At 57.7% G+C, this 25,040-nt stretch carries 21 protein-coding genes and 1 pseudogene; 16 read left to right on the forward strand and 6 right to left on the reverse strand.

The window, feature by feature from the left end; all coding sequences use genetic code 11:
* Positions 1-16 precede the first annotated feature (16 nt).
* Entirely contained in the window at positions 17-574 is a 558-nt protein-coding gene (gene rfbC, locus M2267_RS29570; RefSeq protein WP_429119435.1) for a dTDP-4-dehydrorhamnose 3,5-epimerase, read from the reverse strand.
* A gap of 449 nt (positions 575-1,023) precedes the next feature.
* Here rfbC and M2267_RS29575 point away from each other — a divergent pair, with 449 nt between their 5' ends.
* From M2267_RS29575 to M2267_RS29595, 5 genes are all read left to right on the forward strand, one after another.
* Entirely contained in the window at positions 1,024-2,196 is a 1,173-nt protein-coding gene (locus M2267_RS29575; protein ID WP_252160645.1) for a glycosyltransferase, read from the forward strand.
* Positions 2,193-3,164, forward strand: a complete 972-nt coding sequence (locus tag M2267_RS29580) for a glycosyltransferase family 2 protein (protein WP_252160646.1) — start codon at positions 2,193-2,195, stop codon at positions 3,162-3,164. Before M2267_RS29575 ends, M2267_RS29580 begins: the two co-directional genes overlap by 4 nt.
* Before the next feature lie 214 nt (positions 3,165-3,378).
* Entirely contained in the window at positions 3,379-4,590 is a 1,212-nt protein-coding gene (locus M2267_RS29585; RefSeq protein ID WP_252160647.1) for a hypothetical protein, read from the forward strand.
* Positions 4,591-4,592: 2 nt separating this feature from the next.
* Positions 4,593-5,246 carry an ABC transporter ATP-binding protein gene (locus M2267_RS29590; RefSeq protein ID WP_252160648.1) on the forward strand — a complete coding sequence of 218 codons (654 nt, stop codon included), beginning with the start codon at positions 4,593-4,595 and terminating at the stop codon, positions 5,244-5,246.
* 27 nt (positions 5,247-5,273) lie between these two features.
* A complete protein-coding gene (locus M2267_RS29595) occupies positions 5,274-6,542 on the forward strand; it encodes a hypothetical protein (protein ID WP_252160649.1) in 1,269 nt (422 codons plus the stop codon).
* Between the two features lie 445 nt (positions 6,543-6,987).
* Here M2267_RS29595 and M2267_RS29600 read toward each other — a convergent pair whose 3' ends face one another.
* Positions 6,988-8,040 carry a hypothetical protein gene (locus M2267_RS29600; protein WP_252160650.1) on the reverse strand — a complete coding sequence of 351 codons (1,053 nt, stop codon included), beginning with the start codon at positions 8,038-8,040 and terminating at the stop codon, positions 6,988-6,990.
* A gap of 1,284 nt (positions 8,041-9,324) precedes the next feature.
* Here M2267_RS29600 and M2267_RS29605 point away from each other — a divergent pair.
* The 3 genes and pseudogenes from M2267_RS29605 to M2267_RS29615 all read left to right on the forward strand — a co-directional run.
* Positions 9,325-9,540, forward strand: a pseudogene (locus tag M2267_RS29605) (ABC transporter permease); the annotation flags it as partial.
* 214 nt (positions 9,541-9,754) lie between these two features.
* Positions 9,755-9,877, forward strand: coding sequence for a hypothetical protein (locus M2267_RS29610; protein ID WP_276556046.1), 123 nt, complete (start codon positions 9,755-9,757; stop codon positions 9,875-9,877).
* Positions 9,878-10,176: 299 nt separating this feature from the next.
* Positions 10,177-11,082 (forward strand): nucleotidyltransferase and HEPN domain-containing protein, encoded by a 906-nt coding sequence (locus M2267_RS29615; protein ID WP_429119436.1) that lies wholly within the window; start codon positions 10,177-10,179, stop codon positions 11,080-11,082.
* Positions 11,083-11,098: 16 nt separating this feature from the next.
* Here M2267_RS29615 and M2267_RS29620 read toward each other — a convergent pair whose 3' ends face one another.
* Positions 11,099-12,481, reverse strand: coding sequence for a sensor histidine kinase (locus M2267_RS29620; protein WP_252160654.1), 1,383 nt, complete (start codon positions 12,479-12,481; stop codon positions 11,099-11,101).
* Positions 12,478-13,155 carry a response regulator transcription factor gene (locus tag M2267_RS29625; protein WP_252160655.1) on the reverse strand — a complete coding sequence of 226 codons (678 nt, stop codon included), beginning with the start codon at positions 13,153-13,155 and terminating at the stop codon, positions 12,478-12,480. Before M2267_RS29625 ends, M2267_RS29620 begins: the two co-directional genes overlap by 4 nt.
* 77 nt (positions 13,156-13,232) lie before the next feature.
* On the opposite strand from M2267_RS29625, the gene M2267_RS29630 reads away from it, so the two are divergent.
* On the forward strand, positions 13,233-14,300 hold the full coding sequence (locus tag M2267_RS29630) for an ABC transporter substrate-binding protein (RefSeq protein ID WP_060610331.1): 1,068 nt from the start codon (positions 13,233-13,235) through the stop codon (positions 14,298-14,300).
* Positions 14,301-14,356: 56 nt separating this feature from the next.
* Here the strand turns inward: M2267_RS29630 and M2267_RS29635 are convergent, their stop codons facing one another.
* Positions 14,357-14,806 carry a DUF1801 domain-containing protein gene (locus M2267_RS29635; RefSeq protein ID WP_429119437.1) on the reverse strand — a complete coding sequence of 150 codons (450 nt, stop codon included), beginning with the start codon at positions 14,804-14,806 and terminating at the stop codon, positions 14,357-14,359.
* A 461-nt stretch (positions 14,807-15,267) separates the two neighbouring features.
* Between M2267_RS29635 and M2267_RS29640 the strand changes: the two genes are divergently transcribed.
* The 4 genes from M2267_RS29640 (at position 15,268) to M2267_RS29655 (ending at position 18,606) form a co-directional block, all read left to right on the forward strand.
* Complete coding sequence (locus tag M2267_RS29640) at positions 15,268-16,212, forward strand: Bug family tripartite tricarboxylate transporter substrate binding protein (RefSeq protein ID WP_060521022.1); 945 nt, start codon at positions 15,268-15,270, stop codon at positions 16,210-16,212.
* Positions 16,209-16,700 carry a tripartite tricarboxylate transporter TctB family protein gene (locus M2267_RS29645; protein ID WP_060521021.1) on the forward strand — a complete coding sequence of 164 codons (492 nt, stop codon included), beginning with the start codon at positions 16,209-16,211 and terminating at the stop codon, positions 16,698-16,700. Before M2267_RS29640 ends, M2267_RS29645 begins: the two co-directional genes overlap by 4 nt.
* 14 nt (positions 16,701-16,714) lie before the next feature.
* A complete protein-coding gene (locus M2267_RS29650; RefSeq protein ID WP_429119438.1) occupies positions 16,715-18,232 on the forward strand; it encodes a tripartite tricarboxylate transporter permease in 1,518 nt (505 codons plus the stop codon).
* Positions 18,233-18,438: 206 nt separating this feature from the next.
* Positions 18,439-18,606, forward strand: coding sequence for a hypothetical protein (locus M2267_RS29655; RefSeq protein ID WP_089045897.1), 168 nt, complete (start codon positions 18,439-18,441; stop codon positions 18,604-18,606).
* Positions 18,607-18,953: 347 nt separating this feature from the next.
* Here the strand turns inward: M2267_RS29655 and traA are convergent, their stop codons facing one another.
* The gene (gene traA / locus M2267_RS29660) at positions 18,954-22,214 is read right to left on the reverse strand and encodes a Ti-type conjugative transfer relaxase TraA (protein ID WP_429119439.1); all 3,261 of its coding nucleotides are present in this window, start codon (positions 22,212-22,214) and stop codon (positions 18,954-18,956) included.
* Positions 22,215-22,441: 227 nt separating this feature from the next.
* On the opposite strand from traA, the gene M2267_RS29665 reads away from it, so the two are divergent.
* The 3 genes from M2267_RS29665 to M2267_RS29675 all read left to right on the forward strand — a co-directional run.
* Positions 22,442-22,735 (forward strand): mobilization protein, encoded by a 294-nt coding sequence (locus tag M2267_RS29665; RefSeq protein ID WP_429119440.1) that lies wholly within the window; start codon positions 22,442-22,444, stop codon positions 22,733-22,735.
* Complete coding sequence (locus tag M2267_RS29670) at positions 22,732-24,309, forward strand: type IV secretory system conjugative DNA transfer family protein (protein ID WP_429119441.1); 1,578 nt, start codon at positions 22,732-22,734, stop codon at positions 24,307-24,309. The genes M2267_RS29665 and M2267_RS29670 overlap by 4 nt, the downstream gene beginning before the upstream one ends.
* A gap of 73 nt (positions 24,310-24,382) precedes the next feature.
* Positions 24,383-25,040, forward strand: a 658-nt coding sequence (locus M2267_RS29675; RefSeq protein ID WP_429119442.1) for a ProQ/FINO family protein, incomplete at its 3' end; no start/stop codon positions are given.

Here is a 25,040-nt window from a genome sequence, read left to right on the forward strand (position 1 = left end):
TGCAGCATGAAGAGCCTCAATAAGTGAAAACCGAGCCCAGGTCGGCGAGCGACGGCTGTCTTTTATCCTTGTCAGAAAGGGCCGCCTTTTCGACATCGACAGGCCAGTCGATTCCAAGTCTCGGGTCATTCCATAATAGTCCGCGATCATGCTCGGCGCTGTAATAGTCCGTCACCTTGTAGCTAATCTCAGTATTCGGCTTGAGCGTGCAGAACCCGTGAGCGAAACCTGGCGGTACCCAGAGCTGTTTGCCGTTTTCCGCAGTCAACTCCACCGCAACATGCGCGCCATAGGTGGGTGACCCAGAGCGGATATCGACCGCGACATCGAGAATAGCCCCAGCAATGCAACGTACCAATTTACCTTGGGATTTGGGCTCCGTTTGGAAGTGTAATCCCCGCACCGTGCCGACTTCGGCGGAAAATGATTGATTATCTTGGACGAATTCGAAGGTTCCGACATGCTCCGCAAACAGCACCTGTCGAAATGTTTCCATGAAATAGCCTCGGGAATCGCCAAATTTCTTGGGCTCTACGACGACAACATCCGCGATACTCGTGCGCTCAAAATTCATCCTCGCCCGCCTACAACGTTAGCATCCAAAACTTCGACATCACTAGCGAGCCGATCCATATGTGTAAAGGTAGAAGGCATTTTTTGCGCTCTTATCGCTGAGCGCTCCAGCCCTTCGGTTACTGTTATACGGTTTCACCAGCATCGCAGTATCGGCCATATCAAAGGATAGGCGTGGCCAACCATCAAGACCTTACGGCGTTCCAAGCCCCCGCTGGGGTATTGCTTATCATGTCCTCGTCCCGTAGAGCGTGGTGGCAACGAGGTCAATAAATGCACAACGTAAGCCGATGCGCCGTCACACGAGGCCGAGTGTGTGAGTCTCAGACCCAGCTCGCGAAGACCTCACTTCTGGATGTATTTGTCAGAATCTGTCTTTTGAGGCACCATTTTTCGATAAACAAAGGGTAGTCTGTGTCATTGCGCTCTTTAATGCGGTGGGTCTGGGGTATGTTGACCCCGGGCCGACCGAGAAACACCCCTCTCGAACGCCGCATCGAGCACCTCAAGTCATTTATCGACTACGCACCTTCCGGCGGTACGCCGCCGCTCGACAGTATGGAACTATCGCGACTGCGCATCGCCTGGGTCATACCCGATTTCTTGCCCGGGGCCGGTGGCCACATGACGATTTTCCGAATTGCGAGTTATCTTGAGCGATTTGGCCATGATGTCCAGTTTCTTGTTCAAAACCCGACAATACACAAGACAGAGTTGGATGTCCTCGAAGCAATTAACACGCATTTTCAGCCTTTTCAGGGTAAAGTACAGCTTTTCACGGGTGTCGCACCGGACGTTGTCGGTGACGCATTGATCGCAACTGATCGCTTCACCTGTTATCCGGTAGAAGCAATGCGGGGTTTCACAAGGAAGTTTTACTTCGTACAGGATTTTGAGCCAGCCTTTTATCCTGCTGGCGCTGAAGCGTTATTGACCGAAGCAACATACCATTTTGATTTCGACTGCTTGTGTGCAGGTGACTGGCTGCACAGAAGGATGTCGGAAGGTTTCGGAAGGTGGTCAATGTCATGGCCGCTAGCCTATGACAGGCAAATCTACAGCCTCGGCGCATCTGACCAGGCTCGACATAAATCGCGAATCGCGGTGTATGCGCGTTACGTTACACCGCGTCGCGCCGTGGAGCTTGCCTTTCTAGCACTTGAGGTTCTGCATCAGCGCGGCGTTTCTTTTGAAGTCGATTTTTTCGGTTGGCAACTCGGCAAATTGAACGTGCCGTTCCCATACCGCGACCATGGTGTCTTAAGCGGCGATGAACTCGCTACGCTTTACCGCGAGGCGACGGTCGGCGTTGTTTTCTCGGCGACGAACCATTCGCTGGTCAACAAAGAGATGATGGCCTGCGGTCTTCCGGTCATAGACCTCGATCTCGACACGGTGCGGTCCATCTTTCCTCAGGAGGTGATGACTTTTGCCAAACCAACGGCTGATGGGATAGCTGACGCGCTGGAGCGACTCCTGAGTGACCCACGAGAGCGCCAGCGACTTCAAGAGCAGGCTCTATCTTACGTTCAGGAACTTTCTTGGGAGAAATCAGCGCGCATGATTGAGGCGGCGATCCAAGAGCGTATTGAGCATGCCGCCAGCCGGAAGATCGCCGAATGACCAGATATCGTTGTGCGGTAGTTATACCAACGAAAAATGCCATGCACGTCTTGCCGACAGTGATGGACAAAGTTCGGACTCAACGGACGCCGTGGCGCTACGAGATTATCGTGGTGGACTCGGGCTCTACGGATGGAACATCTGACTACCTGCGAGGGCTGAGTGACGTTCGGCTAGTTGAAATCGGGCCGAGTGAATTCGGCCACGGCAAGACCCGCAACCTTGGCGTTGGGCTCGCCGACGCTGAGTTCGTTGCGTTCCTCACCCACGACGCGGAACCCGTCGATGAGTATTGGCTCCTAAATCTGGTTTCCTCTGCTGAACAAGACCCCGCGATTGCCGGGGTGTTCGGTCGCCATATTGCTCAACAAACCGCTTCACCTTTTACGAAAAGCGACCTCGACAAGCATTTTGCGGGTTTCCTAGCTCATCCACTGGTGGTTTCACGCGACCTCGATCCAATCAGGTACAAGGCCGACGTGGGCTGGCGCCAAATGTTGCATTTCTACTCGGACAATAACTCCCTTTTGCGAAAATCGATTTGGCAGCAGATACCATATCCCGATGTCGAATTCGCCGAAGATCAGATCTGGGCAAAACGCATTATTGAAGCCGGCTACAGCAAGGCCTACTCCCCGAACGCTGTCGTCTACCACTCACACGACTACGGTTTTTTCGAACAGCTGTGCCGCGCGTTTGACGAGTCACGGAACTTTTCCAAGTATTTCGGCTACCAGCTGTCGCCTAACCCAGGTCGGGCCCTGTGGACAGCCGGTGAGTTTGCGATTCAAGCCCTTTGGCAGCAGGTGGATGAGAGCTACGGAAACCTAACACTAAGGCACCGCTTTGCGAGGGCGGCCCAGCGAATTGCTCTCGTTGCAGGACACTGCCTCGGTGCAAACCACCAAAAAATACCCGCTGCTGTTGCATCACGCCTGTCGTTGGATCAAAAGCTGTTTGAGGCCTGATAAACCAGATGCGGGTCGGGTGGCCATTATTGCGCCACACCAATCGGCATATCGGTGAGAGACGAGACGCTGTAAGGACGACGAGCTTCAGCAGAAGCCATCAGACGTCACAGGGTACATTTTGGAAGTTGAATGTAATCGTGGGATGTGCCATCTGGAAGCGTGTCTGACGCGGTTCGGGCTGCTACACCTAACGTGCGTTTGAGGACGAAGAATGAGCCTTCAGATAGGGCATGATCCTAAGGATCGTCTAGCTGTTTCATTTGAAGCCGATGAAGCGATGCGGCTGTCCGAGATTGGCATCGTGTCGCGTCTCTTCGGACTACTTTTCACCAAGAAAAATTCGCTGCTGTTCTTCGTCGTCTTGCCCAGCGCACTTGCCGGTCTCTATTTCTGGCTAATAGCCAGTAACCAGTATGTCGCGGAGATGCGTATGATAGTGCGCACTATCGGCGTCAGCGAGAAGTTCGATACGTCACAGGCTCGCGAAGGACGTTCGATGATTGGTGGTGACTCGTTGACACAGGATTCCTACATTGTAGCGAACTATCTAAAATCGCCGGAAATCGTAAGGAAGCTGGATGTAGAGATTGGCTTACGTCAATATTTTTCCCGGGAAGATGTCGACTGGTTTTCACGACTATCCCTGAACGCTACATCTGAGGAGCTTTTTCAGTACTGGGGACGGCATGTTGATACCTATGTCGATGGTCCCTCTGGTATTATTGTATTCACCGTTAGGGCATTTTCCCCTGAGGCCTCGGTGTTGATAGCAAACGCTGCACTGGGTAGCGCCGACGCAATGATTGACAAAATCTCGGAGAAGGCCAAGGGGGACCTTGTCGCAAGGGTCGAGGGTGACGTAACGGCTAGCTTGGCTGACTATCGCGTGGCGCTCGACGACTTACGGGATTACCAAAACAAAACTGGGATCCTCGATCCCCTATCTTCAGCCAAGATGTTGAGTGAGATCATTGGTAAACTCACCGAGCAAAAATTGCAGTTGACGGTCAGCTTGAAGTCTTTGGAGGCCGCTGGTGCGGACAAAACCGCTCGTGGCAGGGAGCTTCGTCGCTCCATTCAAGCAATCGATGATCAGATCAAGCTGCGTCAAAACAATATGGCTGGCTCGCTTGATGGGGCGGATACGCAGTTATCGAGCAGTTTGACGGAATTCTCACGCTTGGAGACGCGACGAATCGTCACACAGGCAATTTATGAGGCCAACGTACGGAACCTTGATACTGCCAAATCGACGGCACTGAAACGGACAACGTTCATGTCGATCTTTTCAAACTCGAATACTCCGGAAGATTCAGAATACCCTGATCGATTCTCTAGCTGGATTATCTTGTCTGTCGGACTGCTCACGCTCTGGATGACCGCAACGCTTCTCTGGATGTCTATTGAAGATCATCGGGTGTAGTGATGATTACGCTGGATAACGTTACAAAGTATTATAAAACGGCTGCACATCGCCGTTATATCTTACGAAATCAGTTCATGCATTTTGCATCCGGAAGGTCGTACGGATTGCTCGGAGTGAACGGCGCTGGGAAATCGACCACTATGCGCCTGATCGCCGGAGCGGAACTTCCCAACAAAGGGCGCGTCCGGCGTCAAGTGAGGGTCTCGTGGCCGTTAGGATTTGCAAATGGATTGAACCCCATGCTGAGTGGTAAGGAGAACCTGAAGTTCGTTGCCCGTGCTTATGGCGAGGATTTTAATCGCGTACTGCGGTTCGTTGCGGAATTCGCGGAAATCGGTAGCTACCTAAACGAGCCTTTGAGGACCTATTCTTCTGGGATGGGCGCAAGATTCGCATTCGGTCTTTCCATGGCCATCGAATTTGATTGCTATCTGGTAGATGAAATCACAGCCGTTGGCGATTCGAACTTCCAGCGGCGTTGTCGAGAAGCGTTTCGGGCACGCCGAGCCAAGTCGGACGTTATTATGATCTCACATGACATGGAGACAATCAAAGATTATTGCGACGTCGCCATAGTATTGATCGACGGCCAAATGGTACAATTTGATAACGTTGAAGATGGAATAGCAACCTATATGCGGCTCAATCGTTAAGTAGGTGTATAGATATTGTCGGAAAACATGCAAAAAGACGACGGCCGTTTGATCGAAGCGAAACCGGTGACCTCGCTGGAGCGAAGCCAAAGGGTGGCCGCTGCGTTGAGTTCCTACGCTCGAGCGTTGACCTTTGAGAACCGCAGCCGCCGCAACCTATACCGACTTGCCGGTTTGGCACCTCGTGCCCGCGATCGTGTTTTCTCGATATTGATCATGTTTCTCATTGGCACAACTCTTTTCCTGCCAATGATCGCAAGCATCGGATACTTCGTATTCTTGGCGAGCCCAGGGTACGTGTCAGAGGTCCGATTCATCGTTAGGTCGTCCACGCCGCTTCTTTCGCGTGATAGATATTCGAGCAACAACGTCGAGCCTAAGGAAAAGATTGTTCAGGACACCGCAATCCTGCTGAACTACCTAGCAAGCCCCGCAATTATTCAAGACATGCAGAAGCAAGTGGATCTTCATAGCTTGTTTGGCGGTTCTAATATCGACTTCCTATCTCGGTTGTCAGCCGACGCCACGCAAGACGACATGCTGGAATACTGGAAGAAGCATGCCCATACTTACGTGAACCCTAAGAGTGGTATCGTTGAGCTTGAAGTTACGGCCTACTCCCCGCAGGACGCCCGGGACTTGGTACAACTTGTACTCCGCCTCTCGGAGGAGCGAGTTAACAAACTAAGTTCTGGTATGTGGCAAGATCTCCGCAGTTCCACCGAACGGGATGTTGATCTTGCTACGAAGGATGTCGCTGATCTCAGAGGGAAGTTTCGTGATACGCAGAATCAGACAGGGGTTTTCGATATCGCGCTTTCAGCGCAGCGACTCGCATCTGTCTTGACTTCGGTCGAGTCCAATATCGCAGAGTTGAGGAGTCGTCGGCAGGCTCTGAGCGAGACGGTCGCCATCAACACCCCGCAGATTGCTGACCTGGACAGACGCATTGCAGCGGCCGAGGATCAGGCAAATGATTTGAGGGCACAGGCTGCCGGAAGCACAGATCGGGAAGGCACAAACCTCGCGGAATACTCAACACTATTCGAAAAGTTGAAGCTAGATTTGTCATTGGCGGAAGCCCGGCTTAAAGCAGCTCTTGAGGACCTCGAAAAGGTGAAGCTAGTCAGCTCGCTGCAACTGATCTATGTCGATAATTTTATTGAGCCTACGCTCCCTGATAGCAATGAGTATCCTAACATTGCGTTATCCCTTTTCCTCAGTCTACTCGCGTGCCTCGCGACGTGCGCCGTTGCTTGCGGAGTGGTGGTGATGGTACGCCAAAAGCTCGACTGAGTGACGCGTAATTGCTTAGAACTCCCGCTCTGGAATAGCCAGCGGACGGTAGGTGTAGCGTCTGGGGAAAACCGCAATGTGGACGAGACTTCGGCCCCTCGGTAGTTTCGCACGAGCCAACTCGTAGTTGACGATTCGATTTGGCATGTTGTTTCGATGACACCGTCTGCAGCTTAAGATAGCGTACTCTCGTAACTAGGCCTCAAGCTCTCGCCGGCCGCAGGCGCGCAACCGGCGAGTCCTTGGCAGCATTCTCGCCGCACCTGCCCCTTCTTGGAGGTATTGGTTGCGGCGCGCACGTACCCAGGACTGGCGCCTGCGGACCAGGATCGCAATCCACCTTGAATAGTGGGTCCAATTGACACAGACGTCGGCCTGCAAAGTCACAGCAGAGCTCTGCAATGAGGCGCGGGAGCTCCTGCCGCGGCGATGTTCGCCCGCCCAATCACGATCCGTGTGCCGCGCGTTCACCCGCTTTCTGTATGAAATGATACAATAGAAGATCGGCCTCCAAGATATGCTGTATTTGACTAAACCCTCGGAGCATATCAGCCAGTTGGTGCGCCGCCTGAAACTGGGGCCGCATCCGCACTGTCCCAGGCGGCACTCCAAGTAAATCCTCTATGTTTTTCGGAAATACGTCGGGATCCCCGCCGACATCGAATAATGTGAACTGCGATAGCGCGTCCAAAGCCTGGGACACTTCATTGAGCGTCGGAGTTTCGGAGGGGTTTGCTGCTGTCAACTGTTGCGTGAATGGCGAAGAAAGCAAATTCATTGCGTCTTTGGGAGCTCTCCGAATAGCCAATTTTAACGCCCTCTCGTTCTTTATATCCAAGCCATCCAACCACTCAATTACCGGTTTGAACAATGTTTTGTCGCGCGCAGATACAAAGCTGATTTCTTGTTTTCCAATTCGAGTGAAAACAATTAACCGCAAGGCCAATTCATAAAATGGATCTCTCAGAGAGATAATAGTCGTATCTATATTATAGTCGATGTATAATTTAAAATTCTTGAGAAGCATTCTTCCGGATACATAGACGGACGGTTGATGAATGATTTCCAACATTTGCCGTATTGTTTCGTAGCCATAGTGCTCGACTCGGTGTTCACAAAACTGAAAGTACGGCCTCAGACTCAGATCTACTTCGCTGTGAGGCACATATGCGGTCTCCAACCGTAGAACCTTTTTAGGAACGAAGGATCTTGCTTGATCGCGCCGATAAAACACCAGGCCACTGTCCGGATCCGACAATTCTACTTGAGATGCGTTACTCAAGCCTGGTATGTTATCCTCACTGAGGATAAAGCCGACATTACCAGTTTGATGCGCCCCCTGCGCTTTGGCTCCTTCAATGAAAATCCACGTCTGAATTATTTTGGGCGTTTCATCACCATTGATACGAACATGTATTCTTGGGGAAGCCGAAAATCCGTCTGGCACGAAATAGCCGTGCACTTCCGCTCCGTTGTCGAGATAGACGCAGAAATTCATAATGTTTGACGGGCCTTCTTCTACGAGACCGTTATACGAATCAGACGCAACAAGCGCAATAAGCGCTCAATCAGAACGATATCGCCTTATCGCTCGCGAAGGTTAGGCGTTCTTCACAGTGGAAGTTTGCATCAGACAACAGCTCATCCATATTCGCGTTCCAGATGCCCGGAAGCGATGTCCTCCACGAGGCGCCGGACTATCTTCGTTTTAACTTCGTTCTTCTTCCTAGAACAACGCAGCAATTCCCTTAGCCCCTCGGAAAAGCGTAGAGCATTTTTGGACACGAGTGAGTGCTTAGCGGAAGCTCCGATGTGAATATCTATTGAGGGTATTCCTGCGATGTTTGCCAAGTGGAGATGATCGATCCAGAAATGACTATGCAATGGATTACCTGCCTCCGATGCAGAGAATATCGCAGCCGCCATCCCCCTTCTGCCTGATGAGCGATACAATTCCGCAATATCAATGAGGTGATCTGGGGTGCGCTGCACTGCGAGTGAAGGCGCTAGGTGTAGTCGCTCCTTAACATTTCCATCGGCAAATGTTTGCGGAGAGCACGCAAGCACGTCTATATGAGGTATAAGCCCGCCAATAGCTAGCGCCGCGTATCCACCAGACGATTGCCCGAAGGATAGACACGGCCTATTGGTAACATGCCGAACAAGAAATTTCTGAATTCCCTCAATATTTGGTAGAAGATTTGACCCACCGTACCACCAACTAGAAGTATCTTGAAAATAAAAAATGCGCGATGCAACGCCTCTAGCGGCGGACAACATAGAGAATCGTTCTAGATTTCCTGCAAATATTACAAGGTCATTCTGACTGAGACCGTCCCCCTCGAACGCTACGCATCCTAGCCGATCAGAAACAAGGTTCAGCTCATGAATAACTTCGCGAAGCTCTGGCAAGCCTAGCCGGGACAAAGGGGTGGACGAATGCCTGAGTTGGATCCCGCCGTCGACTATGTCTGTAAAGTGCACGCTCACTTAATGTAACCCTCAGAATTTCATCGGCAGAATCACCATCCATCTGGCCCCTTATAGAAGGTGAAATGCGCTTTCGGGATGCCTTCAAAGCAATAATTGACCCTAGAAGGCGCCTAACACGGCATCACTTTGCCTTAGAACAGATCTGATGTTGCAACAAGCTCAGTCGTTGTTTCGGCCACACTCTCGATTGACTGGGTTTTGGGACGGATTCGCATTCGCGGGGCACCTTGACGTTCTGAGGGCATCTTCGGTAAGAGCGCGAACTCCCCCGGCCCGGTCCCCGCCGCCCGGGATCGCAGCGAGCGTCATCGGCGGAACCTCGCTGACGGGTGGCGTCGGCCGGGTCACCGGCACAGTCATCGGCACCATCATCCATGGCGTCATGACCTCAGGCTTCACCTTCCTTCGGGTCGACGCCTACTACCAGGAAATCGTCAAGGGCCTGATCATCGTCGCCGCCGTCGTTGTCGACGTCTATCGACAGAAGAACCGCAAGAAGGCCTGACTCCCAAAAGCAGTACTCTCCTCCCAGTGAAGCCAACTGGCCGGGATGACGAAGGTCATCCCGGCATTTTTATTTTTTTCAGGAGGCTATATCAGTCGGAACAAGGCATTTTCCACATATGCTTGGCATGCAAGGCTGCCCCGGCACATGCGCTCTGGCTGAATCCTTGGCTATGCACTATATGGCACGCGTTCAAAACTATTGGAGACTTCCCATGTTGTCGCAGCGCAAGCTTGCGAGCCAGTTTCAGCCGCGTTTCGTTCTTCAGCTTTGGAACGCGGTGCTGCGGGTACAAACCCGCGAGACAGGTTTCCTCTTCGGCCAGCGTGACCGCTAGAGAACCCAGGCTGATCTAACGCCACTCAGACAACCGATTGGGGTGTAACTAGCGCCCTAGAAATCTGAACCTGACACCAAAATAAGTCGAGCCTTCCCTCCTCCAGTGGCGACGTTGTCCGCGCGCGGGAAGCGATGGGGTTGGGCGCTGATCGTTCAAAGCGTCCGTTCGGTCTTCACCGTGAGCTTTCCCGATGATCTTTTTGCGAAACGATTGCGAAGGGATCGTCACGGTTGCTTTGTTGAATTGGTCCTTCCCTTTCGGCAAGGTACCGATTCACAATTGAAGGACTGCTGCCGATGAAGACGAGCCTCGACCACTTGCCCGCGATCAAGCAAAAAGAGCTTCGTCGCGTGGTCGAGATCATTCACGAGGAATTCGATGACGCGCTGAAAGGCGGCTCCGCCGAATTCAAGAAGCGTGGCCGCATCCTCAAGATCGTGCTTTTCGGCTCATATAGTCGTGGCACTTTCGTCGACGAGCCCCACACCAAAAAAGGGTACCGTTCAGATTTCGACATTTTGGTGATCGTCAACAACAAGAAGCTTACCGATCCAACCGACTGGAACCGTACAAACGACCGGTTGATGCGCGACCGAGAAATCCAAACTCCGGTCAGCGTGATCGTGCATGCCCTGCGGGAGGTGAACACCAACCTGCGTGAAGGCCGATACTTCTTCGTCGACATCGCGCGCGACGGAATTGCCCTGTACGACCTCGATAATGAACCTTTGGCAACTCCCGGATGTGTCGGCGCCCAAGAAGCGTGGCGGTTGGCATCGGAGTATCTCGCGGACAGATTGCCGCGTTCCAGAGTGTTTCTGAGGACAAGCCGATTTTGCGCAGGCGAAGGGAACCACAAAGAGGCGGCTTTCCTGCTTCACCAATCCATCGAGCAGGCATACTCAACCCTCCTTCTGGTCCTGACAAACTACAGCCCGTCATCGCACAATCTTCGTTTCCTTCGGGGGCTGGCGGAAGACCGTGCTGAAGACTTGGTCGAGGTCTGGCCGGAGCAACCGCAGCGCTACGCAGCGTGGTTCAACGTTCTCAATGAGGCCTACGTCAAAGCGCGCTATTCACCGCACTATGACATCTCCAGCGAAGCCCTGGACTGGCTCGCGCAACGCACGGAGATCCTCATCTCCAAAGTTGAGGCAGCCTGCCTCGGCCATCTCGAACGGACCCGTCCCCCTTCAAAATGATCAAAATGATGCCCGTTTATGTGGAGGCCGGGAACAGAATCGTGACCTTGAGGCCCCGTCCGTCGGCTCCCTCGCTGAGACGGGTCGTCGCACCGTAGAGTTCGGCAATCTCCTCGACGATCGGCAGTCCTAGCCCAGAGCCCGGCGCTTCACTGCCTCCGCGCTCGAAGCGGCGCAACACCTGCTCGCGCAACTCTGACCGAATGCCCGGGCCATTGTCCTCGACGACAAGCGACACGGATCCAGTGTCTGCAACAACACGCGTCGTCACTTCGGCACCAGAACCGGCATAAAGCAAAGCGTTGCCGATCAGATTCTTCAGCATCTCAGCCACGAGCAATGGCTCTGCGCGAATGAAGGCTTCGTCCGCCCCATCGAAGCCAAGATCGATATCGGCCTCTCCCGCTGCCGGCACGTGTTCCGCCGTGATTTCCCTCACGAGTTCGACGAGATCGACACGCTCGAGCATACGGGCCTCGTTCTTGCCGGCGGCATCGATCTTCGCCATCAGAAGCAGTTGCCCCAGAATGCGTTCGGCACTGGCAACCGCTTCGTCGGCCTTTTTCACCGCGACATGGGTCTCCTCTATTGAACCGGCGCGCTGCGCCAAGGCGAGCTGTGTCCGAATGATGGCGAGTGGCGTGCGAAGCTGGTGACTGGCATTGCCAGTGAAATTGCGAAGTGCATCGAGCGCCGATTGCAGGCGCCCCATGAAGGAATTGACCGTATCGACGAGGCCCTGGACCTCGTTCGGAACCCGCTCGCCGATCGGATGCAGATCGTCCGGACTGCGCTCGGAGATCGCGTCCCCCAGCCTGTAGAGCGGACGCAAGGAAAACGTAACCGCGATCCAGACGATCACGGCCGCGCCGGCGATCATCATGCCAAGGCGAAGCGCCGAGCGCACCAGGATCGTCTGCGTCAGATGTCGGCGCGCGATCGTCGTTTCGGCAACCGTGACAACGAAGGGCACGGAATTGATGCCCGTCGACGCGGAGCGGCGAAGGGCGGCGATGCGGATCGGCTCGCCGCGGAAGATCGAATCCGCAAAGGTGGTCGACGCTCCCGGTTCCTCCGCCAGCGAGGGCAACGTCTGGTAGCCGGTGATGAACTGGCCGGGCGGCCCGTCGACCCGGTAGAACACCCGATCCTGCGCGGCGGAAGTCAGCATTTCCAGGGCAACATAGGGAATGTCGACTTCGAGCGAGCCATCCTCCGCCACGACCACGCGCTCTGCGATCGCCAGTGCGGAACCGGCGAGCACGCGGTCGGAAACGACGTTGGCGGTTGTGACTGCCTCACGGTAGGTGTCCACGAGTGCAATAATGCCGATGACGACCGTCGAGACCAGCAGCCAGCCAAGCAAGCGCCGGCGAAGGCTGTAGACCGTCGGTCTCATTCCGGCCCAGCCATCTTGTCGAGGTAGTAGCCGATGCCGCGGGCGGTTCGCACGGTCAAGCCGTGCGGTGCGAGCCGCTTGCGAAGCCGGCTGACATATTGCTCGATCGCGTTCGGGCTCAGATCATCGTCGAAACCGGTCAGCGACTGCATGATCGCATCCTTGGCGACCACCTTGCCGGCGCGCATGAACAGCAGCTCAAGCAGCCCGAGCTCGCGCGCCGGGATATCGATCGACGCCCCGCCGGACGAGAAGCTGCGGGTATTGAGATCGAGCGAAACATTGCCGTAACTGACGGTCGAGGCCCTGAGGCCCGCCTGCCGGCGCAAGAGCACGCGCACGCGCGCTTCGAGTTCGCCAACGTCGAAAGGCTTGATCATGTAGTCGTCTGCGCCGAGGTCGAGCCCCTTGATGCGCTCCTCAGGCGCACCCCTTGCCGTCAGGATCAGCACCGCGGCGCGGTTCTGCCGCGCGCGCATCGCCCTCAAGACATCGAGGCCATCCATCTCCGGCAGATTGAGATCGAGAATGACGAGGTCGAACGTCTCGGCAGCGGCCACCGCATGCGCCGACGCACCGTCACTGACGACGTCAACGGCATAGCCACTGCCGCGCAAGATCGCCGACAGGCCCTCGGCCAGGTCCTGGTTGTCCTCAACAAGCAAGATACGCAATTATCATCACTCCCCCGACCACCTTATCCGCCGACGCCTTGCTTGTGAACGGTACGACACTGAGGCATTGTGGATTCATGCGGTTCTTGATTTCTTTTCTTTTTTTTGCTCTTTGTCCTCAGCTGCTCCTTGCGGCCCCTATCATATTCCCGGCCCTTTCCGGCAAAGCGGACGTGCGCACGCTGGTCGTCTATTCATCACTCGACGAGCCGCTCGCAAAGCCGATGATCATCGGTTTCCAGCGGGCCAATCCGGACGTTGCCGTGCGCTATGAGGACATGCTGACCGGAGAAATCTACGACCGCATCATCAAGGAGACCGACGCCGGAATGAAGACGGCGGACTTCGCCTTTTCTTCCGCCATGGACCTGCAAGTCAAGCTCAGCAACGACGGTTACGCCCAGCGCAGCGACCTGCCGATGAGCGACCGCTGGCCGGCCTGGGCCAACTGGCGCAACACGGCTTATGCGCTGACCTTCGAGCCTGCCGTCTTCGTCTATCACAAGCCGAGCTTCACCAAGGAGAAACCGCCGTCGACGCGCGCGGAATTTGTCGATTACCTGAAGCGCCAGGGCGCGGCCGTCTTCGGCAGGATCGGAACCTATGACATCGAGCGGTCCGGCGTCGGCTTCCTCTTCATGTCACGCGACCAGGAACAGTTCGGCGATATCTGGGATGTCATCCAGGCCATGGGTGCGGCCGGCGTCAAGCTCTACTCGACCAGCGAAGCAATCCTCGAGCGTGTCGCAGACGGCCGCTTCGTGCTCGGCTACAACATCCTCGGCTCTTACGCCGCCGACTGGGCGGCACGGCATCCGGATGTCGGCATCGTTCTGCCGAAGGACTACACCGTGGTGATGTCGCGCATCGGCCTCGTCCCGCAAGCTGCCGCCTCCCCCGACCTCGGCCGGCGCTATCTTGAATTCTTCATGTCCAAGGAAGGCCAGACGATCATGGCGCGGGAATTGCAAATCCCGGCCGTCAGCCCAGAGGTCGCCGGCGAAAACACCGCCAACACCATGCAGGAGATGCTTGGCGGCCAGTTGCGTCCCGTCCCGGTGAGCCCGGGCCTGATGGTCTATCTCGATCAGGTGAAGCGCTCACGGCTGATTGCCAAATGGAACGAGGTTTTAAGGCTCCATTGAAGACGACCGACCGGAAAGCGCTCCCGGTCAGGCTGGAAACCCGCCAGGCTCCGGCCCTAAGCCTTCTTCCGCGAGCGCCCGGAGCGTAGGGCCTGCGCGGAAAGGTTCAGTTCGACGGCGGCCAAAACCAATGCCTTCAACGCCTCTTCGTTGATCGCCTCGCCCTCATGGATGTCGATGGCGCGCCGGGTGTTGCCTTCGAGGCTGGAGTTGAAAAGTCCGGCCGGATCCTCGAGCGCTGCCCCCTTGGCAAAGGTCATCTTCACCACCGCTTTATAGGTCTCGCCGGTGCAGATGATGCCGCCATGTTCCCAGACCGGGACACCCCGCCATTTCCATTCCTCGACGACGTCAGGATCGGCTTCCTTGATCAGCTTGCGTATCTGCGCGAGCGTCGCTCCGCGCCAGTCGCCAAGTTCCGCGATCCTCGCTTCGATCTGCCCGGAGGCGGAGGCGGCGTCTTCCGCCGCATCGTTGTTTTTCGCCTTGGTCGTCGCTTTCGCCATCGAATTTACTCTCCCATCATCCTTGCCGGAGCTCGCCTTCAGGCGGGCTCGGCGCAAACCTGTCTTCGCCTTGTCGGCGTTGCTTCCTCATACCTAGGCTCGGGCCGGCTGGCGGCAATATCCCAGTTGCGATTCGTGGTTCCGTCGCGAAATCCGGTCGGGAACTTCCTCAATTTGAACGCCGGGGACCGGCAACATCGCCTGTCAGCGCATGCGAGAGCCTAAAATTCCGTAAACGGTGCGGCAGGATTTTCGCATTCGGGTCTTGATGTCAGCTAAATGTCAGCTTTCTATGGTGCCTTAAGGTCACTGGCACCCGTGGAGGCGGGCCGCCGGTTGCGTACTGGGAGGAAGCCACCAATCCGGTCAAGCGATAAGGGTCGAAAGAGCCCGTCGCCGTCTTCCCGTTCGCACACAGCAACAACGTGCGCGGTGAAAACGCGCCTCACGGAGGACTGACCTTGAAACATATTTTCCTTGCAACGATTCTCGCCGGTGCCATGTCGCTCCCGGCAGTTGCCGCTGACTACACGATCATTGCACCGGCAAACCCTGGCGGCGGCTGGGACCAGACGGCCCGGTCGCTGCAGACGGTCATGCAGCAGGAAGGCATCTCCGGCAACGTTCAGGTTCAGAACGTCCCGGGCGCTGGCGGCACCATCGGTCTCGCCCAGTTCGCAAGCCAGCAGAAGGGCAACCCGAACGCCCTGATCGTCGGCGGCTACGTCATGGTCGGTGCAATCCTCACCAACAAGTCCCCGGTCACCCTTAAGGACGTTACGCCAATCGCGCGTCTCACCGGCGAATACGAAGCTGTCGTCGTTCCGGCCTCGTCCGAGATCAAGACCATGGGCGACCTCGTCGAAGCCCTGAAGAAAGATCCGGGCGCTGTGTCCTGGGCTGGCGGCTCGGCCGGCGGTACCGACCACATCGCTGTTGGCCTGATTGCCAAGGCGGCCGGCGTCGACCCGACCAAGATCAACTACATCGCCTATTCCGGTGGCGGTGAAGCACTTGCCGCTATCCTCGGCAGCCAGGTTACGGCCGGTGTCTCGGGCTACGGCGAATTCGAATCGCAGGTCAAGGCCGGCACGCTGCGCCTGCTCGCCGTATCGAGCGCCGAGCGCCTTGCCGGCGTCGATGCTCCGACGCTGAAGGAATCCGGTCTCGACGTGACTGTCGAAAACTGGCGCATGATCGCTGCTGCTCCGGGCCTCTCGGACGAGCAGAAGGCTGCCGTAACCGCCGATATCGAGAAGCTTGCGAAGTCCGCCGGTTGGCAGGAAGTCCTGAAGACCAAGGGCTGGCAGGACACCTATCTCGCCGGTGACGCCTTCAACACCCAGCTCGACAAGGATGTTGCGGCGACCGAAGGCGTTCTCAAGGACATTGGACTGGTGAAATGACCAAGGGGCATCACCCTTCAACTGCAACGCGTCGCCCGGATCGGGCGGCGCTCTTCATCGCGGTGGTTCTCGCCGCTATCGCTGGACTCATTTTCTGGGATGTGTCGCGCCTGACCGGCGCTGCCGGCTACTCCCAGGTCGGACCGACGACGGTTCCCTATGCGATTGCCTGCTGTCTTTTTGGCCTCGCGATCTGGACCGCTATCGAAGCGTTTCGCGGCGATTTTCCAGAGCGCGAGCGCCAGGAAATCGCTCCGGTTATCTGGATCGTCGGTGGTCTTGCCGCCCAGATGCTGCTTTTGAACATTGCAGGCTTCTCGATCGCCACCGGCATTCTGTTCGCGTTGACCGCACGTGGTTTCGGCAAGCGCAAGCTCTGGTTCTCGCTCCCCGTCGGCATTGCGATCTGCTTTGTCGTGTGGGTGATCTTCGCCAAGCTCCTGCTCCTGTCGCTGCCCGCGGGGCCGCTTGAACGCCTGTTCTTCTAAGAGGGCCGACGACCATGGCTACTTTTGAATTCCTGATGCAGGGATTGCTGGTTGCTGCGCAACCGATGAACCTGCTTTACGCGCTGATCGGCGTAACGCTCGGCACGGCGGTCGGCGTCCTGCCCGGCATCGGCCCGGCACTGACGGTGGCGCTCCTGCTGCCGGTCACCTACCGACTCGATCCCGGCGGCTCGCTGATCATGTTTGCCGGCATCTATTACGGCGGCATGTATGGCGGCTCGACCACGTCGATCCTGCTCAACACTCCCGGTGAAAGCGCCTCGATCGTGACTGCGCTCGAAGGCAATAAGATGGCGAGAGCGGGACGCGGTGGGCCAGCGCTGGCAACGGCCGCGATCGGCTCCTTCGTCGCCGGCCTGATTGCCACGCTCGGCCTTGCCTTCATCGCGCCCTACATCGTCAAGCTGGCCCTGGTTTTCGGTCCGCGCGAATATTTCGCGCTGATGGTTCTCGCCTTTGTCACCGTTTCCTCGGCCTTCGGCGACAGCACCCTTCGCGGTCTGACGTCGCTGTTTGTCGGCCTGGCGCTTTCCGTCATCGGCATCGACCAACTGACCGGCCAGGCGCGCCTTTCCTTCGGCGTTCCCGAGCTGCTTGACGGCATCGAGGTGACGACGCTCGCCGTTGCCATGTTCGCGATCGGCGAGACGCTCTACATCGCTGCACAGGGCGACAAGGGGCCCGACAAGGTCGAGGCCGTCCGTGGCTCGGTGTGGATGAATGGGGCCGACTGGGCACGTTCCTGGAAGGCGTGGCTGCGCGGTACGCTCATCGGCTTCCCGATCGGCGCCATGCCGGCTGGCGGTGCCGAGATCGGCACGTTCCTGTCCTATGCCGCAGAAAAGCGCCTGACGAAGCATCCGGAAGAATTCGGCAATGGCGCGATCGAAGGCGTCGCCGGCCCGGAAGCGGCCAACAACGCGTCGGCCGCCGGTACGCTCGTGCCGCTCCTGACGCTCGGCCTTCCGACCACGGCAACCGCGGCAATCATGCTTGCCGGCTTCCAGCAATATGGCCTCCAACCCGGACCGCTGCTGTTTGCGACCAATCCGCAGCTCGTCTGGGGCCTGATAGCCAGCCTGCTGATCGCCAACTTCATGTTGCTGGTGCTGAACCTGCCGCTCATCGGTCTCTGGGTGAAACTGCTGACCGTTCCGAAGCCCTGGCTCTATGCCGGCATCCTGCTGTTTGCCACGCTCGGCACCATCGGCGCCAACCCGTCGGTCTACGAACTCGGCATGCTGCTCGCCTTCGGCCTGCTCGGCTACGCCATGCGCATCTTCGGATATCCGATCGCGCCTGTTGTCGTGGGCCTGATCCTCGGCCCGCTCGCGGAACAGCAGCTACGCCGCGCGCTCGCGATCAGCCAGGGGGACTACTCGGTCCTGTTCACCTCGCCGATCGCAGCCGGTCTTCTGATCATCGCGGCAGCAGCGCTGATCGTACCGCTCATCCTTCGGGCCCGTGGCCGCGGCGAAGTCCTTTCGCAGCTCGCCGCCAACGAAGACTAAGCCCCAATAACAATCGGTTCTGGAAACCCTTTCGGACCCGATCGACATAGCGCCTCCTCCCAAGGCCTATCCGCAGGCCCGGACGGTTTGAATACCGACCGGGCCTGCTTCCATTGCATGGCTGGCGTGTCCGATTGTGCATTGCAAAAAGACCGACCAAACCCCATCTTTTGCTCATCAAAGAGAAAACGAAAGCGAGCAAGAAGATGGCTACCACAACTTATCACAAGGGTTTCATCGGTCGTGCATTCGCAGTTCTCGGCGCTGCTAGCGCTGCCGCCGCCGCTGTCGAAGGTCACCGCCGCCCGAAGGCAAGCGACCTGCGCACGCTGGGCATTGATCCGGCGAACTTCCCGGACACGCGCCGCGGCTAACAAATTCCAGCGCCCCGAGGGGCGCCTTATCCTCCCAAGGATGAAAAACGGCTCGGGATCGAAAGATCGCCGGGCCGTTGTGTTTTCCGGCATCCGGCAACTTCAACCGCCACGCCCCGCAACTTCACAGGCCCGGACCAACAGGGCGGGCGATCGAGGGACCGAAATTCTAAGCCATATGAATTCGCGATTTTCTGGGAAAATGGGGTCTTGCCGGCTCCAGAGCAACCGATAACGAGAACTCGATTGGCTTCTGCCAGCATTGCCGACGCTTCGATTAGCGATACGTATCGAGGCACTAAGATATCTCCTTCCTGTCAAGGATTGGTGCGGCAAGTTCGAAAACTTCACATCCCCAAGCCGAGACCCTTCTTCAGTCCGCGCGTGAGTTCATAGGTCCGGCTCAACTCGGCCCGCTGCGTCCTGTCGACGAGACGCGCGACGTCCTTGATGCGGTCGATCACGACCCGATCTTTCAAACCTAGACGGTCGAGCTCCTTCTTGAAACTTCGCGGATCCGAACTTCCGAGACGCTGCTCAAGAGCGCGGGCGATGGTTTTGGTTTCTTCCAACACCTGCCGCCCTTCCGGCGTCCCGGAGAGCTCGGTGAGAAACCGCGGCCTTTCCGCCTGAGGCAAAGCGTCGAACTCCTTCAATATGTCCTCGCTCCGCCCGGTCAGACCGGGAACTTCAACCACGTCCCTCTTCTCACGCTGCCAGGCTTCCGATTTACGTTCGGCCTCAAGCCGGCGCGACCAGGTGTTGGCCGCCGATGCGACATGGAGCCCGAGGGCCTTGGAAGAGTGATGAGCGGCCTTGCGCTCCTTGCTGTCGCCGAAGAACCCGGTCTTGCCGCGCAGCTCGCCGAACCGTTCCGGGTGTTCGGTTACGGCGTTTGCAAGCGTCTGCCCGTCCGCTCCAGCGTTGACAATCGCCTGTCCAATTTTCGCCGAAGCACCGTCGGGGTCAACATAGATTTGTCGACCCACGGATCGCACCGCTTCCATGGCGCGATCGAAATCCGGCCTTGCCTTTTCGCGCGCGATGTCCTCGATGCTGCGTGCATAGGTCGCGATTGAAGGAATGAGCGGATTGACGCTCTCGCGCCCCGTCTCTCCTGCCGCAAATCCCGTTTGCATTTCGCGAGCAGGCCCGGGTCTGGCGCCCCCTGCTGCAACCGCGATGACGATCTCACTCTGGATGCCGAACCCCTCACCAAGCCCTCTGCGCGCGGCGAAGACGCTTTTGTAGTCGAGCGTCGTTTCCTTCGCGCCTGAGCGGCCCATGCTGGCGCCAAGCGCTTTCATGTCCTTCATCTCAACCCGGCCGACATAGAGCCGCACATCGTCGCGATGGCGGGTCATTGCGACATAGGCCAGATGCCGGTCCATGGTAGTGGAGGCCATGACAAAGGCGCGATCGACGCTTGCTCCTTGCGACTTGTGGATTGTCGTCGCGTAGCCGTGATCAAAGGATTGGTAACTGTTGACCGGTATGGAGACTGCGCGGCCGCTTTTGTTTGCGCCAGCACTGCCGTCGAGACGTATATGTAGTGCGTCCGGCTTGACGGCCTCAACGGTTCCAAGCATGCCGTTCTTCACGCCAAGATCCCGGTTGTTTTCGAGAAGAACGATGCGGTCGCCGCGGGCGAAGGACCGCGCGCCGTCGTTGGTATGGTAGACGCGTTCCCGCCCGAGAACCGCATCCACTTCATCACCGCGCGCCAGTCGACCACGCTCCTGAAGGCCCAAGCGAATGTCGGCATTGATCGCCCTGACGTCGACACGCCGATGCGCGAGTGCGATGCGGGACCCCGCTGCTCGTGCCTCGCTGTCGGCGAGATAGTCAGACATCAAAGCTGCTCGAGCCTCGTCGCGATCATCGCGGAATTGAACCGCCCCACGCTCGGCATAGACCGCCAGCCCCTCCTCCGTGCGATGCGTCGCAAAGGCAACAGACGCCTCGCGCTGCCAGGCGTCTTTCTGACGGCGGATTTCGGAGAGCTCGACCGCGCCGATCCGTTCCGCAATCGCGCGGAACGGAGATCCTGCGCCGATCGCCTGCAGCTGTTCGTGATCGCCGACGAGCACGAGCTTGGCGCCTCTTGCCTCGGCCTCTTTGACGAACCTCGCGAGCTGCCGACTTGCAATCATGCCCGCCTCATCAATAACGAGAATGTCGCCCTTTCCAAGCAGCCCTTTCTCATTCTGCCAGCCGTATTCCCAGGAGGCCAAAGTGCGCGCCGCGATCCCTGAGGATTCCTCCAGTCCCTCGGCCGCCTTGCCGGCCAGAGCCGCACCATGAACACGGTAGCCCTGCATCTCCCAGGCCTGACGCGCCGCAGCCAGCATCGTGGATTTTCCGGCTCCGGCAAACCCAATCACGTTCGCGATCTGCTCAGGCCCGGTGATGTGGCGCACCGCCGCGCGCTGCTCGTCGCTGAGACCCACGCGCGGCGTCTTCACGTCGCGATCAACCGGACGCTGATCAGTTCCGCTGGCCGACTTAGGTGACGCAGAAGAAGCGCTTCCTCGAATGGCCTGGTCCTGAATGTCCAAGACCCGATCGACGTAAGAACGGTGGACGGAGTGACTGGAACGCTGAGCCATGCGGTCTGCGCTTAAGGCCATCGCATGCTCGATCTCGATCATTTGCCGTGTCGAGTACCGCGCCAGCTCCGTCGCCGTTTCTGGTTTCAGTTCCACGAGCGCCGGCGACGCCATGACCGCCGCAAAGGCATTGCGAAACCGGTCGGGATCGTCAATGTAGCGATGCAGTGCTCGCGCCACATCATGACGATCAAACACGCTCTTCTCGCCGGTGATGATCGACAAAACCTCGTCAGGTTTTCGGCGGATCAATTCGGCGTTGGAGCGCGCCGCCTTGTCATCGATCCGCCCGCGCGACACCTCCATGCCGCGCCGATCCATCTGCGACGCATGCACGCCCATATGCTCGGTCGGCTCGATTTCCAAACCACGCTCCAAATGCGAGCGATGGTCAATGCGAATGTCCAATCCAAGCCGCGTCAGATGCCGGTTGGCCTGGTGCTCCCAGAGCTGCCGGATATCACGAAGCTGCATGTGCGAGGTCGGGTAATCGTGGTTGAGCAGCCATTTGTTCTCGCGCTCGATCAGCGTCTTTTCGCCGAGCCCCTGTTCCGTCACCACCCGCGTTGTCATCACCACATGCGCGTGGACGTTGCGGATGTCGCTTTCACCCTGCGGCTGGTGGATCGAGAAGTCGACAGCGGCGCCGTAACGGTTGGCAAGCTCGCGCGCAAAGTCGCGCGTCAGCGCCAGCCGGTCGCCGGCGCTCATTTCATGCGGAAGGGCAATCTCAAACTCTCGCGCAACGCGCGCATCCTTGCGGCTCTCGGCGCGCTCAACCGCGTTCCAAAGCGTAGAACGATCGAGCGCCCAGTCCGCATTCACGCCATCAGGTAGCACGATCTCACAATGCTCGACGCCTTGCTTCCTCGTGAAATCATGCACGATGCCGTCGCGCTCGTTCAGCATCTTCGTCGCCGTACGATAGGCGATGGCGGCAACCGCACTGCGGCCGCCGCTTCGAGCAATCGGTTTCATGCTGCAATGGTAAATCGCCAAAGCGACACTCTCCAAAGTCGCACAACCATAGCAAGCGCTGAGTTGCGGAGCAACTCGTAAGTGCGCCCTTTAAACTTCGTTCGCTTCGCTCTCTCCGTCCGGGATCATGCAAGATGCACCGTTCCAGTGCCAATTCAGGGTTGTGCACTCCGCATCGTCGGATACCTTCAGCGCACAACGCGCAATGGCAGAAACTCTCGACGCCCCACAAGCATTAGGAGTACCGCATGGCACGCAAGTCTATCACCCAGCGCCTCGCCGAACTGGAAGAGCGCAAAAAGACGCTCAAAGCTCGGCTCGGAAAACAGGAACGCGCCCAGGATACACGCCGCAAGATCCTGCTTGGCGCGCTGGTGCTGCACCGGCTGGAGCACTCCCACGATACTGAATTCAATCGTCGTTTGCGGGATTGGCTGCAGCGCGAGCTGCCCGGCTTTCTGGTGCGCGACACAGACAAGACGCTGTTTGATGACATCCTCGGTTCGGCTGAGATCGAGGGGAACAGCAGGGCGGCGGAATGAAGCTCACTCCTGCCCTGAAGGCGCTGATCAAAGCGCCTTTCCTCGCGCTCGCCGCGGTCATTTTCGGTCTCGCTCTGTCGGCGCTGCTCCTGCTGACAAACTTTCTCATCCACCTCATCCTCGGTGCTGAGCATAGTGTTGCCAGTGGCGTTGTCGTGTTCGGTGCAAAACACCTTCCGATCGCACTTGGCATGCTCGGCTTCATCGCTGCCTTCATCTCGGTCGACGTCACGACGGCCGTCTTCGGGACTGCGCGTTGGGCAAACAAACGGGAATTGAAACAACTCACAGCGGGCGACGAAGGCTTGCTCATCGGTCGCGATCCAACGACCGATCAGCTCTTGCGCTACGATGGACCCGCCCATCTTTTGACGATGGCGCCGACGCGGACCGGCAAGGGTGTTGGCACGGCCATCCCGAACCTGTTGACCGCCGATCGTTCGATCATCTGCATCGATCCGAAAGGCGAGAATGCGCAGATCGCAGGCCAAGCACGCGAACGGTTCGGGCCGGTCCATGTTCTCGACCCCTTCGAAGTCACCGGCCAGAAATCATCGGCATACAATCCGCTCGATATGCTCGATCCGGACGGGCTCGATCTCGCCGAGGACGCAAGCACGCTTGCCGATGCACTCGTCTATGACGAGCCCGGTACCGGTGGCGAAGCACATTGGAATGAAGAGGCGAAAGCGCTGATTGCCGGGCTGATCCTAAAGATCTTCGTCGCGGAATCGCCTGGCCGTCGACATCTCGGAACGCTGAGAGAATATCTGACCCTGGCGCCGGAGCGCTTCCTGGTGTTGATGGCGCGCATGCAGGACATGGACGAGGCGAACGGGTTGATTGCCCGGACCGCCAATCGCCATCTCGGCAAGTCGGACCGCGAGGCAGCAGGCGTATTGTCAGCCGCGCAACGCCACACCCATTTCCTCGACAGCCCGCGCATGACAGCGGTACTCAGTCGATCGGACTTCGGCTTCGCCGACCTGAAGCGCCGGAGCGTCTCGATCTTCCTCGTCCTGCCGCCCGATCGGCTTTCGACCTATGCGCGTTGGCTTCGCCTGCTCGTCTCGCAAAGCCTCGCTGCCATGGCGCGTGAACGCGCTATCCCACGCCGGCCGGTGCTTTATCTGCTCGACGAGTTCGCAGCGCTCGGCCATCTCGCACCGGTCGAACGCGCGATGGGTCTGATGGCCGGTTACGGCGTGCAGCTCTGGCCGATCCTCCAGGACATCCATCAGCTGCGCGCCACCTATGGCCGCCGTGCTGGCACGTTCCTGTCAAATGCCGCCGTCCTTCAGGTCTTCGGCGTCAACGATATCGAGACGGCGGAGCTGATCGCGCGCACAATCGGGAAGGCAGACGTCAACTATATCACCCAATCCTGGAGCAAGAACGTCACATCCAGCGCCGAACACATCGCTGTGCGCGACCTCATCAATGCCGACGAAATCCTGCGGCTATCGGCAAGCAAGATGATCCTGCTGCGCCAGGGACAGTTGCCGGCCGTCGCCTCCAAGATCCGCTATTTCGAGGACAAGGAGTTCACCGGCTTGTTTCCGCCGGCGCCATAACGTCGCGCGCAGGACTTGCGTTCCCGGACACTCGCTATAGATGCTTCCGCAGCAACGTTGATGTTGCCGGATTGTGCTGGCCACGCGCGATCTCGACGGTGACTTTTTTTGCTTGGCTCGGACGGTGATGGGGCAGAAACCAGGGACGCCGACATTTCTACAGAAGGGCTCACGCCCAGTCGTCGCGCGTGAACGAGAGGTCGCAAAGACCGAGGCAATCAACGCCCTTCTCACCCGGCCAATCACCATTCTTCCAGCCAGGGTTGGCGATCCGATCAGACCCTTTGCGCGCGGACTTTGGAACGACATCCGCCCTCTCCTGAAACCCGAAGTCAGCGTCACGGCGCTACGCAAGGCGATGGCAACCTATGTGCACTCGCGCAGTTATCAGATCGCAATCGCGCGACCGGGTTCGTTCCGCCATGCCATCAATGGCGAACCGGTCGAACCCGTCTCGGACGTAGACCGTCTGGATGCGCTTGAGAGGTACGAGGGCTTCAAGGATCGAGCGGGCCCGGCGCGGCTGCTGCTGCCCCGCTCCCAAGGACCGGAGGGATCCGCACAGGGAAACACAGACGTGCGCAGTGGCGCTCGGTCAATCGCAGGCCAACGGCGAACTTCGCGCATGAACCGTCCATTGCGGATTCCAGGAATTAACCGGACGGGATTCCGATCAAAATCCGGACAGCGTTCCGATCTGAAGCCGGACAGCATTCCAATCAATTACCGGA

Origin of the sequence: Ensifer sp. KUDG1, from assembly GCF_050434285.1 — a bacterium.
Taxonomy (GTDB): domain Bacteria; phylum Pseudomonadota; class Alphaproteobacteria; order Rhizobiales; family Rhizobiaceae; genus Ensifer.